The sequence below is a fragment of the Chitinophaga sp. GbtcB8 genome (assembly GCF_019091455.1).
Lineage (GTDB): Bacteria > Bacteroidota > Bacteroidia > Chitinophagales > Chitinophagaceae > Chitinophaga.
Window position 1 is genome coordinate 26627 of sequence record NZ_JAGXJN010000025.1, and the last position, 14039, is coordinate 40665.

General features: G+C 48.8%; 10 protein-coding genes. 6 read left to right on the forward strand and 4 right to left on the reverse strand.

The window, feature by feature from the left end:
* Position 1 precedes the first annotated feature (1 nt).
* The 3 genes from KVT36_RS20315 to KVT36_RS20325 all read right to left on the reverse strand — a co-directional run bounded on the left by KVT36_RS20315 (position 2) and on the right by KVT36_RS20325 (position 3332).
* Positions 2-1315 carry an amidohydrolase family protein gene (locus KVT36_RS20315; protein WP_254640109.1) on the reverse strand — a complete coding sequence of 438 codons (1314 nt, stop codon included), beginning with the start codon at positions 1313-1315 and terminating at the stop codon, positions 2-4.
* Between the two features lie 109 nt (positions 1316-1424).
* Positions 1425-2612, reverse strand: coding sequence for an FtsX-like permease family protein (locus KVT36_RS20320; protein WP_217605283.1), 1188 nt, complete (start codon positions 2610-2612; stop codon positions 1425-1427).
* A gap of 69 nt (positions 2613-2681) precedes the next feature.
* Positions 2682-3332 (reverse strand): ATP-binding cassette domain-containing protein, encoded by a 651-nt coding sequence (locus KVT36_RS20325; RefSeq protein WP_217605284.1) that lies wholly within the window; start codon positions 3330-3332, stop codon positions 2682-2684.
* Between the two features lie 154 nt (positions 3333-3486).
* Between KVT36_RS20325 and KVT36_RS20330 the strand changes: the two genes are divergently transcribed.
* Positions 3487-3981, forward strand: coding sequence for an RNA polymerase sigma factor (locus KVT36_RS20330; RefSeq protein ID WP_254640110.1), 495 nt, complete (start codon positions 3487-3489; stop codon positions 3979-3981).
* Between the two features lies 1 nt (position 3982).
* On the forward strand, positions 3983-4789 hold the full coding sequence (locus KVT36_RS20335) for an anti-sigma factor (RefSeq protein ID WP_217605286.1): 807 nt from the start codon (positions 3983-3985) through the stop codon (positions 4787-4789).
* A gap of 182 nt (positions 4790-4971) precedes the next feature.
* Here KVT36_RS20335 and KVT36_RS20340 read toward each other — a convergent pair whose 3' ends face one another.
* Complete coding sequence (locus tag KVT36_RS20340) at positions 4972-6738, reverse strand: DUF4836 family protein (protein WP_217605287.1); 1767 nt, start codon at positions 6736-6738, stop codon at positions 4972-4974.
* A 170-nt stretch (positions 6739-6908) separates the two neighbouring features.
* Here KVT36_RS20340 and KVT36_RS20345 point away from each other — a divergent pair, with 170 nt between their 5' ends.
* The 4 genes from KVT36_RS20345 (at position 6909) to KVT36_RS20360 (ending at position 14009) form a co-directional block, all read left to right on the forward strand.
* Positions 6909-7196 (forward strand): YciI family protein, encoded by a 288-nt coding sequence (locus KVT36_RS20345; protein WP_217605288.1) that lies wholly within the window; start codon positions 6909-6911, stop codon positions 7194-7196.
* Between the two features lie 439 nt (positions 7197-7635).
* Complete coding sequence (locus KVT36_RS20350; RefSeq protein ID WP_217605289.1) at positions 7636-10878, forward strand: TonB-dependent receptor; 3243 nt, start codon at positions 7636-7638, stop codon at positions 10876-10878.
* 19 nt (positions 10879-10897) lie between these two features.
* A complete protein-coding gene (locus KVT36_RS20355) occupies positions 10898-12613 on the forward strand; it encodes a RagB/SusD family nutrient uptake outer membrane protein (protein ID WP_217605290.1) in 1716 nt (571 codons plus the stop codon).
* Between the two features lie 331 nt (positions 12614-12944).
* The gene (locus KVT36_RS20360; RefSeq protein ID WP_217605291.1) at positions 12945-14009 is read left to right on the forward strand and encodes an efflux RND transporter periplasmic adaptor subunit; all 1065 of its coding nucleotides are present in this window, start codon (positions 12945-12947) and stop codon (positions 14007-14009) included.
* Positions 14010-14039 lie beyond the last annotated feature (30 nt).

The following is a 14039-nucleotide window of genomic DNA, read 5'->3' on the forward strand; positions in this document are numbered from 1 at the left end:
ATCAGTCGTTTTTAACGGTTGGCAAGTTAGCCGTTGTGTTTTTAAAAACCAACCCATCTTTCATTACAAAACTTACTTTGCCCATGGTTTGTATGTCCTGCAGGGGATCCCCGTCCACCGCAACAATATCCGCCAGCTTGCCAACAGTAATGCTGCCCAGCTTATCTTTCATGCCCAGCAGGTCAGCCGCCTGTATGGTAGCGGCTTTAATGGCTTCCATGGCAGGCATGCCGCTTTCTACCATATAAGTAAATTCCAGCCAGTTTTTCCCGTGCGCATACACGCCGGCATCTGTACCAAAAGCTATTTTAACCCCGGTTTTATAAGCCTTTGCAAAGGTGGCCTGCAATTTAGGCCCAATGGATAAGGCTTTGGGAGTTATAACGGCCGGATAAAAACCAGGAATTTTAGCGGAATCTGCTACAGAACGGCCGGCTATAATAGTAGGCACATACCAGGTGCCGTATTTTTTGGCCAGCCCCATGCCTTCATCGTCCATAAAAGTGCCATGCTCTATTGAGGTAACGCCGGCGCGTATAGCGCGTTTAATACCTTCAGCGCCATGTGCATGGGCAGCTACGCGCATACCGTAGTCTTTGGCGGTTTCCACAATGGCTTTAAGCTCTTCTTCCGTAAACTGGGCGCCGCTGCCATCCTTAGCTAAGTCCAGCACGCCGCCGGTGGCCATGATCTTTATCAGGTCCGATCCGTTCTTATACGCCTGACGTATTGCTTTACGGCATTCATCCGGGCCGTTCACTACTCCTACATCCGGACCAGGATCGCCCATCAGGTCGCGGCGGTAACCATTGGTAGGGTCTGCATGGCCGCCGGTAGTGGAAATGGCCTTGCCGGCCGTAAACACACGCGGGCCTTTTACCAGGCCTTTGTTAATGGCATTACGCAGGGAAATATTCACGCCATAGCCGCCACCCAGGTCACGCACGGTGGTAAAACCAGCCATCAGCGTACGTTCTGAGAAGGCAACACTCTGAAAGGCATAATCCGCCGGGTTCATGGTAAATTCTTCCATGAATGATTCCTTTGTAAGCTCCCCGTCCAGGTGAACATGCATATCCATCCAGCCCGGGGTAACGGTTTGTTTGCTGAGGTCTATGATCTTGTCCTGCGGGGCGCCTTCTACAAATCCTTCTTTTATAGCGGAGATCTGGTTGCCGGTAATAATTACCGATACATTTTTACGGGAGCTATTGGCAATACCGTCAATAAGGGTACCGCAATGTAAAATAGTGCTTTGGGCATAAGCAGCGCTCATGCATAACAATAAGAGGGCTGTCAGTACATGGGATCTCATGGGATTGTAGATTTATGATTTTAGATTTGGTTGAACCTGGGATTTACCATCCTGGATTTTAGATTTACGATTTTCACTATACTACTTCCCCAAAATCGTAAATCTAAAATCAATCCAGGTATTTCCTGATAGTACGGTTGTTAACAAAATACACCAGCAGCAATACCACTGCGGCGGCTATCCACATGCCTATACCCGGCCAGGGGCTTACCACCATTTCATGCGCTGCCAGCGCACGGGCAGCCACCCATTGCAGCACCGCTACCAGCAATACAGCCACTATGCCGGTTACTACATACAGCGGCACAAACTGCCGCAGCAAGTAACGCCGCAGCTGTGCCGGCGCAGTACCCAGCATTACCAGTAACTGGATCTCTTTTTTACAGGATGCAATGATCAGCTGTATGAACATGCTGAACACCAGCAGGGCAAACAGCAACAGCACTATACCAAAGAAACCGATCACAGATACAATAGTTTGTACAATCAGTTTTGTTTTGCTGTACTTGATCTTATCCTGGTTGGTGGTATAACCATGATCGTCCAGAAACTTTACCAGTGTGGGATTGGCAGGGTCGCTGGTTTTAATAACTATGCGGGATGGCGCTGCCGCTTTACCATTGCCATAGCGGTTATTGGCCCAATCCATAAAAGCGGCCGGCACTAAAAACGAAGAGATGCGGTCTGAAAACCCTACGATATGCCCGGTGAACTGGGAAGAGAGCAGTCCCCTGGATACCGTGATCTTTACCGGCAGGTTCTTTACTGTTTCCTGTGAAACCTGCGGCAGATCCTGGCTGAGGGCAAATCCAAAATTATACAGGTTTAAAAAATCATTGGGTAATATAATGGGTATAACACCATCCCCCTCCTGCCATTTCCATTCCTCATTCTTTACATCAATAAAAGAATCCGGTACGGATTCAAAGAACATATCGGTATAGAATTGCAGCTCGCCGGGGGCAGCCGCCGTTACCTTAAACTGGCTGGAGGTTATGTATCCCGCTGCTTCTACAAAACTTTGCTGTTTGATGGTTTGCAGCTCTTCTGCGGTGAACATGCTTTTATCTGACTGCCCCATCATAGCATTAGTGATCTTTTTATTCACTACCAGGAAATCCGCACTCTCATTCTGGTTCTGCCGCCCGTATAACAGCTGGTAAAAGTTGGTATGGGCCTGTATAGCTATCAGCAGCAATACCATGGCAATGCCCAGGCCTGCGGTAGCCATTAGCAGGCGGCTTTTGCCAATACCGGTTTGTATGATCTTTTTTAGGAGTTGAAAGAACGGGTGCATGTTTGAGTAGCTTTTAGCTTTAGCTATTAACCTTTAGCTAAACGCTAAAAGCCAATGGCTAAGAGCTGTTTATAATTGGTATTGCACATCGTAATTAAAATGCACATCATCATCCAGGTCAGTAAGCACAAAACCGGCCTGCTGCGTTTTACAGGTTTCCGCTATCAGCGCAGCGGCGCGGCGGGTATTCTCCTCATCCAGGTGGCTGAAGGGCTCATCCATTAACAGCCATTTAAAAGGCTGCACTAACGCACGTATAATGGCTATACGCTGCCGCTCCCCGTAAGAGAGGGTGCGGGCGCTTTGCTGCAGCACATGTGTTACCTGCAGGCGGGCGGCCATTTCCTGCACCTGCTCTGCTGTGCAGGCCGGCGCAGGGCCCATCACTCTTTTCAGCTCTATATTTTCCCAGGCGGTCAGCTGATCAAACAGGCGCAGGTCCTGGAAAATAATGCTCACCTGCTGCTGGCGTATGGCGGCCAGCGCGGACTTATTATAATCCTGCCAGGGTTTCCCGTTCACCATTACCTTACCGGCATAATCATATCTTATATGGTACAGGTAGTGCACCAGGGTAGTTTTACCGGTGCCGGAAGGCGCTTTTATCTTTACAAAACTGCCCGGGCTAAAGGTCACGTCCTTGTTCCAGATATCAGATGCCCGCTGCAATAGCTTGTCGCGCAGGGGCAATGGTACCAGGTGGCTCAGTTGGATCTGCATAAAAAATCTATAAATGCAGAATGTACAAACTATTTTTATAGCAGCAAACTTAATTTAACAATAATCCGTATATAAAGGCGCATCTGAATTTATTTGTCTGCTTTTGAAAGCCGTACCAACATACACGGAGCAAGAATTGGTTAGATCGCTGAAATTGCGGGAGCAAGCTGCATTCAGCTATCTGTACGATCACTACTCGTCCGCCTTACATGGCGTGATCCAGCAAATTGTGCCGGATCCGGATGTATCTGTGGATGTGTTACAGGAGGTTTTTGTGAAGATCTGGCGGCAAATAGAGCAGTATGATCCTGTTAGGGGACGGCTGTTCACCTGGATGTTTAATATTGCCCGTACCACTTCCATAGATACGGTACGCGGTAAGGACTGGCGGAACAGTCAGAAGAATAATTCATTAACCGACGACCTTATACCGCTGGCGGGCTCCACTCAGCCCAATCCCATTGATGATATAGGGTTGCGTAAAATGGTGCACAGCTTAAAAGAAGAACATAAGGTGTTAGTAGAACTATCTTATTTCCAGGGGTATAAGCAGGATGAAATAGCACAAATGCTGAACATCCCGTTAGGTACCGTAAAAACAAGGCTTAGAGCAGCTTTATTACTATTAAGGCAACAGGTTAAATTATAAAGTGGATATACAGGCATACATACAAAGCGGTGTGATTGAAAGTTACGTATTAGGCGTAGCGGACGCACAGGATGTAGCAGAGCTGCAAAGGCTGCGCTTTGAGTATCCTGAGGTGGAAGCCGCTATAGCTGCATGCGAAGCATGGCTGGCTGAAACAGCCAATGCCGGCGCTGTACCTGTATCAGATAATGTGAAGGAACAATTACAGCATACCTTACAAAATGAATTTGCGCCAGCTGCCGGTACCACTGCCACCAGTCAAACATCGCTGTTAAAGCGTATGAACCGGGTGCGGTATTTTGCAGCCGCTTCCATCATATTGCTGGTGGCCAGCGCTACCATCAACGTATATCTTTACCAGAAATACCACCAGGCTAATAAAGATTATATAGCGCTCATGAATGAACGCAATACCGTGGTGGCAGATAATGGCCTGTACCAAACCAAACTACGGCAAATGCAGGACCGTATGCAGCTGATGGCAGCCCCTGGTATGTTAAAAGTATCCATGCCTGGTACACCGGGTAAAGAAGGCAACCTGGTAACCCTGTTCTGGGATACCAATACCAAAGATGTATATGTGCTGGCTAACAAGCTGCCCAAAGCCCCTGCCGGTAAGCAATACCAGCTATGGGCCCTGGTAGATGGCAAACCCGTTGATGCGGGTATGTTAGGTGATTGTACAGATCTTTGCCAGCTGAAACCAGTGCTGAAAGCACAGGCCTTTGCCATTACACTGGAAAATACCGGTGGCAGCCCTGCCCCGCATTTAGACCAGCTGTACGTAATGGGTAATGTAAAATCATAAGTTACTAACATACTCAATAGCAGGCTTCAGATGCCTTATTGACTCAGATGCACGGCCGCCTTAACGGGCGGCCATTTTTTTGCAGTACCCCGTCTCCGGCGTGCTGCCTGCAGATCTGTTTGGTGAAAATGAAAAAGCCTACCCTTATGGGCAGGCCTTTTCTTTATAACAATCTGTTACAATCAATTACCAGGAGCGGCAGCAGTATCTACTTCCACTGCTTCAGCTTTCTCTTTCGCCTGCTGCTCTTTGTAATACTTGGCAGCAGCGGTACCCAGGTTCACCAGCTGTACCAGGCTGTTCTCTTTCTCATTTTTAAAAGTAACCACCACCTGTGATTCCTGCACCTTACCGTTAAACGGCTGGCTTACTGCGCGCAGGTCCTTTAACAGGTCTTTTGCCTGCAGGGCTACCGTACGGCCTTCTGCCGGAATTTCACTATCCGGTATATTCTGCGCCAGCTTTTCAAAATTTACATAGGCGCCCATTGGGTTGCCTTTTATTTTGTTTACAATGTCATTATCCAGCTTGGCTTTACCCTTACCGGCCAGGTAAGCCTCCAGCAATACGCTGTCAGAGGCTGCTGTTACCAGCTTATCTGTAATATCAACAGCCGGCATATTAGGTAGCTGCTGCGCCATTACATAATGATCGCCTTGTTTAACGAAAAAGTTTTTAACCATGGGTGAGTTCATCAGCTTTTCAAAAGCGGCTTTATCGCCCACTTTCATGGCAAATACCCATTTGCTGTCAGCGCTCACAGTGCTGTCTTCCGGGAAATAAGGCAGCGGTTTTTTCTTCATGGAAAAGTCAGAAGAAACAAATACCAGCTGTCCCTTAAATGCGTTCAGCACATCATCCAGTGTAAGCCCGCTCTGTCCCATCATCATATTCACAATACCATCCGTACCGGTGCTTTTTACAATGTCGCCTATAATGCGCATGTCAAAGCCATAGGCGAAAAAGCCGGTAATATTATCAGAAGGATATTTTTCCAGCATCTCCAGATCCAGTGTATTGTTGCCGTATTTCTTATAAATATCAGCCATTTCCTTGCCCACATAAGAGTGGCCGTTCATTACCACCTTACCTTCATCAAAGCTTACGGTAGCTGCATAATAACAACCTTCCAGCAGTTTTTTGAAGTTAGCAGGCAGCATGGTCATCTGGCTGGTGGAGATCACTTCCGGGTGCACAAAAAAGCTCATGTCGCCGCTTTCTTTCAGCAGGTTTTTGAAAGGTTCCAGGGAACCGGCGGTTTCTGCATCTTTCAGGTGAAACAGGTTATCCAGCACAGGCAGCCAGGTGCTTTCCGCATCATCCGGTGTGGTAAGCACGGTGGGCAGCGCAGCGGCAGAATCTATAACAGCTGATTCGTCTTCCTCAGAGCTGTCCGGCTCGCCGGCGCCGGGCATACCCGGTACTCCGCCATGTTTCTTAATATCATTCAGGTCAAAGGGGCGCACATAGATCACCACGCTTTTGTTCCAGCCTACCAGGGAATTATCATCCTGCAGCCAGGCATAGGTAAAGTCGCCTTTTGTTTTGGAGGCAAAGTTGGGAGCGTTCTTTTTCAGGAAATCCTCAAACTTGGCGGCGTCTTTTAAGCTGCCTGTCAGTGACAGGTAGGAGTTCTTGTCATTGCCAAAAACCATAGAGGCAAAAAAGTTGCTGTTCAGATCTACCCCGGAATTTTCCACATCCCGTACGGCTTTGGCCGCTTCGCTGGAAGTGTCTTTATTCTGCAGCGCCGCAAAAAGTTTGTCTACGGTAATCCCGTTGGTTACCAGTTTTTGTACAATTTGTTTACTGTTGATCCCAATTACAACCCCTGCATTTTTGGGGATATGCTTGCTTTCTTCGGGTATCTTGGAGCAAGCGCTCAGCAAGACCGCTGTGGTGATAGCGGTTAACAAAACCCGGTACATGTTACTTAGCGATAAGTGCATAAGAAGTGTTCAAAGATTTAAAAAATAATAATACCTGTGAAATTACACAAAAATCAACCCTTCCGCACTTTTTATATAAAGTAAATCCTCCAATTGTTTCATACCTTTATGGCACGGTTTTTCACTACTTTTTGTTGTAACTATTCCTATTCATTAGAACCAGCGCCAACATGTACTTGATTTTATTACAATACATCCGGCCGCTAACGGCCATAGAGCACTATCTGGACGCCCACAAAGCCTTTCTGGATAAGTATTACCAAAGCGGAAAGTTTATCCTTTCCGGCCGCAGAAAGCCCAGGTCCGGCGGGCTGATCCTGTGTAAAGCCTCCAGCCGCAAGGAAGTGGAGCAGATCATTGCAGAAGATCCTTTTGATAAGTTTCAGCTGGCTCTGTATGAGATCATTGAATTTGAGCCTACTACCTATGTAAATGAGCTGCAGACCTATTTTAACTGAGCAGCCAGCAGCATGAGCACTATGTAGCCTTATACCTCCGAGCACGTTTCCCCCGCTGATTTATTAACCTGCAAAAATTAGTTCCCTCCCGGGAGCCAGGAATTTCTTTTGTCTTTTTTAAGTAGTGCTATTGCAATCGTTTGGAAAAGGTTGTAACTTAATTTTTATCCGGGTAAAACCGGGCATATTTCACGTTATAAAACAAGTTAACTATGATGCCTTGTGATGGTATTCTGTAGTACGTCAGCCAATGTAGATAGTTCCGTTAATTCCACTAGTTAACTGTAGCAGTAACAAAAACAAATATGGATGTCTTCCACGTACGCTTTGGGGCCGGGAGAGGTATTGCCTTTACTATGCCATAAGCCGCCGCATTGCCTGCCGGGAGCCTGACATAGATGCCTATAATTTCCATTCCACAACCTAAAATCAGCATCGTATGAATGTTCCCGTTAACGTTAAACTACGTCTCACCCGTTGCAGCAGCCTTCTGTGGCTGTTCCTGTTACTGGGCGCAGCACCTGCTGCTGCCCAGCAAAAGATCACCGGTAAAGTGGCCGATGAAAAAAGTAAAACCGCACTACCCGGAGTTACGGTAGTAGTAAAAGGTACCAACCGGGGTACCGCCACCAGCCCTTCCGGCACCTTTGCTATTGAGGCTAAGTCCGGAGAGGTGCTGTTATTTTCTTTTATTGGTTATAACACAAAAGAAGTAACCGTAGGCGGCAGTACCGACCTGAATGTGACCCTCGCAGAAAACATCGGTAACCTGAATGAGGTGGTGGTAACCGGTTACGGCAGCCAGTCCAAGAAAGATATTACCGGCGCCGTAGCCACAGTAGATGTGAAGAAGCTGCTGTCCACCCCTGCCGCCAACGTAGGCCAGGCCCTGCAGGGCCGCGTAGCAGGCGTTACCATTGGCACGGATAACAGCCCCGGTGGTAATGTAATGGTGCGCATACGCGGGTTTGGTACCATTAACGACAACTCGCCCCTGTATGTAATTGACGGGGTGCCCACCAAAGGCAACCTGAACACGCTGAACCTGGGCGATATTGAATCTACCCAGGTGCTGAAAGATGCCTCTGCCTCCTCCATTTACGGCTCCCGCGCAGGGAACGGGGTGGTGATCATTACCACCCTCAAAGGCAAGCCCGGCAAGCCTAAGCTGAGCTACGACTTTTATTATGGCACCCAGCGTCCCGGTAAGTTCCTGGACCTGCTGAACACCCAGGAGTATGCCGACCTGTTATGGGAATCGCGCATTAATGCAGGCAACGTATCCAACGGCAACCCCAAACATGCGCAGTTCGGTAACGGGCCCAAACCCGTAATACCGGATTACATTTTCCCGGAAGGCGCTATGGAAGGCGATCCGCGGGTGGACCCCGCTAACTACACTTCCAATATTGAAAGCCCGGATTTCCGCAAAACCAAATGGCTTATTACCAAAGCCAATAAACAAGGCACCAACTGGATGGATGAGATCTTTGATCCTGCACCTATCCAGAACCACCAGCTGAAAGTATCCGGCGGCAGCGAAACCGGGCGTTATGCCATGTCTGTAAACTACTTTAACCAGCAGGGCATTATGATCCACACCGGTTACAAACGTTACTCCGTACGTGCCAATACGGAATTTAACGTGAGTAAAGCCATCCGCGTAGGTGAGAATTTCCAGGTAGCCTACGGCGAGCGTATAGGCCAGCCCGCAGGTAACCAGAATGAGGGCAACCCGGTTTCCTTTGCCTACCGCATGCAGCCCATTATACCGGTGTATGATATTATGGGCAACTTTGCCGGTACCAAAGGCGGCGACCTGGATAACGCCAAAAATCCTGTAGCTGCGCTGTACCGCAATAAAGACAACATCAGCAAAGAGCTGCGCCTGTTTGGTAATGGCTGGGCAGAGGTGGATATCTTAAAGAACCTCACCGCCCGCACCAGCATTGGGATAGATTATAACTGGAATAATTACAGGAACTACACCCTCCGTGATATAGAATCCAGTGAATCTGCCAGCGTGAACAGCCTGGCTATTTCCACTGCCTATGGCAATACCTGGACCTGGTACAACACGCTCACCTACCGGCTGGACCTCAGCTCCATGCACCACTTTAACTTCCTGTTAGGTACAGAGGCCATCAGCAGCATGAACGACCCGCTGACCACCGGCCGCTCCCGCTTCTTTTTAGATGACCTGGACAACCGTTATATAGATGCCGGCAACGGCAGCACTGCCAACAACACCGGTGTGTACTCAGACTGGCGCCTGGCATCAGAATTTGGTAAGATCAACTATGGGTATAATGATAAATACCTGGTGGACTTTACCCTGAGAAGGGACCGCTCCTCCCGCTTTTCCCAGCAGCATAACGTAGCCTACTTCCCCGCGGTAAGTGCCGGCTGGCGTGTATCTGAAGAGCCTTTTATGAAAAGCATCAGCGCTATTAACGACCTGAAGCTGCGCGTAGGCTGGGGCCAGACCGGTAACCAGGAAATTGGTAACTACAACCGTTTTACCACGTTTGGTACCAACCCTACCAACTCCTTTTATGACCTGAACGGCTCCCGGTCCTCTTCTCTGCAGGGTTATGAGCTGAGCCAGTTCGGTAACCCGGATGCCAAGTGGGAAACCACTACCAGCACCAATATTGGTTTGGATGCCACCATGTTTAAAGGCAAGCTGAGTGTAGGTATAGATGTGTACCAGCGTAAAACCAGCGACATGCTGTTCCCGGTAGAGATCCAGTATACCCAGGGCCAGGCCACCAACCCTTTCCGCAACATTGCTACCATGATGAACCGCGGTATTGAGCTGGGCATCAACTTCAGTAATGATGTTATGAAAGGCGATCTTACCTATGACCTGGGCATTAACTTCAGCACCTATAAAAATGAAGTGCAGAAAACAGACGGTAATGCCAATACCCGTTACTTTGGCTTTACTACCCGCCTGCCGGCCATGACGGTAACCCAGGCCGGGCAGCCCATTTCCTCTTTCTTTGGTTATGTGATCGATGGTATTTTCCAGTCGGATGATGAGGCGCTGAAAGCACCCCCTCAATTTGGCGGCGGCGCTAATAACAAAGCCGGCCAGTTCCACTTCCATGATGTAAATGGTGATAATAAGATAGATGCCAACGACCGTACCGTTATCGGTAACCCGCACCCGGACTTTACCTACGGCTTTAATGCACAGGTAAACTATAAGAACTTTGGCCTTACCGTGTTTGCGCAAGGCGTGCAGGGTAACCAGATCTTTAACTATGTGCGCTACTGGACAGACTTTCCCACCTTTGGCGGTAACCGCAGCCGGGAAATGCTGGAAGACTCCTGGCGCCCGGGAAAAACAGATGCCAAGCTGCCGCAGCTCCGCTCCAATGATGTGATCAGCAGCAACCCATCCACCTACTACGTAGAAAATGGTTCTTACCTGCGCTTTAAGAACATACAGCTTTCCTACAACCTGCCGGAAAGCCTGTTAAAACGCTTTGGCATCAGCACATTCCGCATTTATATACAAGGGCAGAACCTTTGGACCATTACCCCCTACACCGGGCTTGATCCGGAAATTAACCTGCGTAACTACGATCCTAATAATGACCGCCATATGGGTGTGGACGAAGGCTCTTACCCCATGGCAAAAGTGTATCTCGTGGGCGCAAACATAAGCTTCTAACAACCATAAAATGATTACCATGATCACACGTAAAACCATATATACCGCCATTTTAGTGCTGTTATGCACGGCTTGCAGCAACAGTTTCCTGGACCTGAAACCCAAAGGCGTGCTGCTGCCGGAACAATTGTATACCAATAGCGGTGTGAACGCAGTATTGATAGGCGCTTACTCATTGCTGGACGGCGTAGGCGCAGGCAACACCACCTACCAAAGCTCCGGCGATAACTGGGTATACGGCAGCGTAGCCGCTGACGATGCGTATAAAGGCACTACTTCCGGTGACCAGCCGGCCATTAGCCTGATCGAGACTTACCAGATCCTGGCAGATAATGATTACTTCCGCGGTAAGTGGCGCGCCGTATACGATGGTATTGCCCGCAGTAACGACGTGATACAGGCCCTGGCCAAAACACCTGCCACGGAAATTGATGATGCAGAGCGCACCCGCATTACGGCAGAAGCCCGTTTCCTGCGCGGCCACTATCATTTTGAGGCAAAAAAGATGTGGAACCATGTGCCTTATATTGATGAGAACATATACAACCCGGAAGATGCCAACAGCACCAAAGTGCCCAATGATAAAGACATATGGCCCAACATTGAGGCCGACTTCCAGTTTGCCTACGAAAACCTGCCCCACCGCCAAACCCAGCCCGGCCGCGCCTCCAAATGGGCCGCTGCCGCCATGCTGGCCAAAGCCAAACTGTTCCAGCAAAAGTATGCGGATGCTAAAACCCTGCTGGATCTTATTGTAAGCCAGGGCGGTTATGTGCTGGTAGACCGTTATGCCGATAACTTCCGTGCCCAGGCCAACAACAACGCTGAATCTGTTTTTGAAGTAGAGCACTCTGTAAATGATGGTGCACCCGGCGGCGAAAATGGTAACCAGGGCGCTACGCTGAACTATCCCTATGGCGGGCCTACTACCTGCTGCGGCTTTTTTCAGCCTTCGCAAAACCTGGTAAATGCATTTAAAACAGATGCCAATGGCCTGCCCCTGCTGGATAATTTTAATGCAGATGATGTAACCAATGATCAGGGCATAGAATCCAAAGACCCCTTCACTCCCTATGCAGGCACCCTGGATTCCCGCCTGGACTGGACCGTAGGCCGCCGCGGCATTCCCTATCTGGATCATGGCCTGCATCCCGGCAAAGCCTGGGTGCGTGACCAGGCGTATGCAGGTCCGTACTCACCTAAAAAGAATATGTTCTATAAAGTGGATATTGGCAGCGCCACCTTTGCCAATAACCCGCGGCAGAATGCCAATAACTACCGCATACTGCGTTACTCACATGTGCTGCTGTGGTTAGCGGAATGTGAAATTGAAATAGGCTCCCTGGAACGTGCCCGTGAGCTGGTGAACATGATACGCACCCGCGCCGCCAACCCTGTAGGTTTTGTGAAACTGCCGGATGGCACTAATGCTGCCAACTACAAAGTAGGCCTGTACAATACTACGTGGACGGATAAGGTGCTGGCCCGTAAAGCCGTTCGTTTTGAGGAACGCATGGAGTTTGCTGTGGGAGGCCAACGCTTTTTTGACCTGGTACGCTGGGGCATTGCACCGGATGTGCTGAACACTTATATAACCCAGGAAAAAGGCAAACGCACTTATCTGAATAATGCTACGTTCAAGGCTACTAATATTTATTATCCTATTCCGCTGCAGGAGATTGTGAATAGCTCCATAAGTGGAACGGCTACCCTGAAGCAGAATGATGGCTACTAGGGTTAATTACGAATTGGGTAGTGCAATAGTGAAGTGTAAGTACAGTTAAAGAAAATGATTTAAGAAGTTTTATGAATACGAATAGATAAAAGCAAACGCCCGTAATGTTTCTACATTATGGGCGGTTTTTTATTGGAAACCTATCACTACGGAGTTCCCCATTCGTAATTCGTAATTGACAATTCGTAATTCATAATTAACAGTCAGGTTCCGCCTGACTGTTAATTACTGTTAACCCTATTCAACCCGCAATCCGCCGCAGCCGCCGATAGTAAACGCCCGTTGACCGACACCCCCCAAACCACCCTTACCTTATCTCTAGTTTTGTCAAATGGCAAAATTGATTACCGGAATATTGGGCATCACTGTGCTCATAGCCGGGTGTAAAGGAAAAGCAGCTACACCCAGTGCCCGTGAAAAGGGCAACAACCAGGCTACTATTGTAGATGTAATGATAGCCGGCACCAGCACCATTAACAACACTATTGAAGCCAATGGTACGGTGGTAGCCAATGAATATGCAGAGCTGCACCCGGAAATAAGCGGGCGCATTACCTACCTGGATGTGCCGGAAGGCGCAATGGTACAGCAAGGCACCCTCATTGCCCGCATTAACGATGCAGACCTGCAGGCGCAGCTGCAGAAATCAAAAGTGCTGCTGGACCTGTATCAGAAAACTGAAGAGCGCGACCTCAAGCTGCTGGACATTAACGGTATTAACCAGGCCGACTATGACCTGGCCCTTAACAATGTGAACAGTACAAAGGCAGATATTGCCTACACCCAGGCGCTGATAGATAAAACCGTGATCCGCGCCCCCTTTACCGGCATTGTAGGTTTGCGCCAGGTAAGCATTGGCGCATATGTAGCGCCCACCAATGTAATTGCCACCATTCAGCAGCTGGATAAAATAAAAGTGGATTTCACTTTACCGGAACAATACGGCGCAGTGATTAAAAAAGGCGCAGTAGTAGACGTAACGGTAGATGCCAGCACCAATGCGCAGCGCAAAGCAGTAGTGATTGCCTATGAGCCGCAGATAACGCCTACCAGCCGTAACATACGGGTGCGCGCTGTGCTGGAGGAAGGTAAAGGCCATCCCGGCGCTTTTGTAAAAGTGTACCTGAATGCAGCGGCCGATAAAAAAGCCATCCTGGTACCCACCAACGCCATCATCCCCAACGATAAAAATAACCAGGTTATCCTGGTAAAAAATGGCAAAGCCTCTTTTGCAGATGTTGTAACCGGCTTACGTGAAGCCAGTAATATAGAGATCACCAGCGGCATTAACCCTGGCGATACCGTAGTAGTAACCGGGGTGCTGTTTGCACGGCCGGATGCGCCATTGAAAGTACGGGGCGTAAAAACAACCGCACCGGCAGTTGCGCAGCAGTAAAAGATTTGAACGGAAACATAAGATAAGACA

Bases quoted from the DNA above. Each gene is read 5' to 3' on its own strand.
- KVT36_RS20360 (WP_217605291.1), top strand. From the start codon at position 12,945: ATGGCAAAATTGATTACCGGAATATTGGGCATCACTGTGCTCATAGCC.
- KVT36_RS20320 (WP_217605283.1), bottom strand. From the start codon at position 2,612: ATGCACCCGTTCTTTCAACTCCTAAAAAAGATCATACAAACCGGTATT.
- KVT36_RS20355 (WP_217605290.1), top strand. From the start codon at position 10,898: ATGATCACACGTAAAACCATATATACCGCCATTTTAGTGCTGTTATGC.
- KVT36_RS20315 (WP_254640109.1), bottom strand. From the start codon at position 1,315: ATGAGATCCCATGTACTGACAGCCCTCTTATTGTTATGCATGAGCGCT.
- KVT36_RS20325 (WP_217605284.1), bottom strand. From the start codon at position 3,332: ATGCAGATCCAACTGAGCCACCTGGTACCATTGCCCCTGCGCGACAAG.
- KVT36_RS20340 (WP_217605287.1), bottom strand. From the start codon at position 6,738: ATGCACTTATCGCTAAGTAACATGTACCGGGTTTTGTTAACCGCTATC.
- KVT36_RS20350 (WP_217605289.1), top strand. From the start codon at position 7,636: ATGAATGTTCCCGTTAACGTTAAACTACGTCTCACCCGTTGCAGCAGC.
- KVT36_RS20345 (WP_217605288.1), top strand. From the start codon at position 6,909: ATGTACTTGATTTTATTACAATACATCCGGCCGCTAACGGCCATAGAG.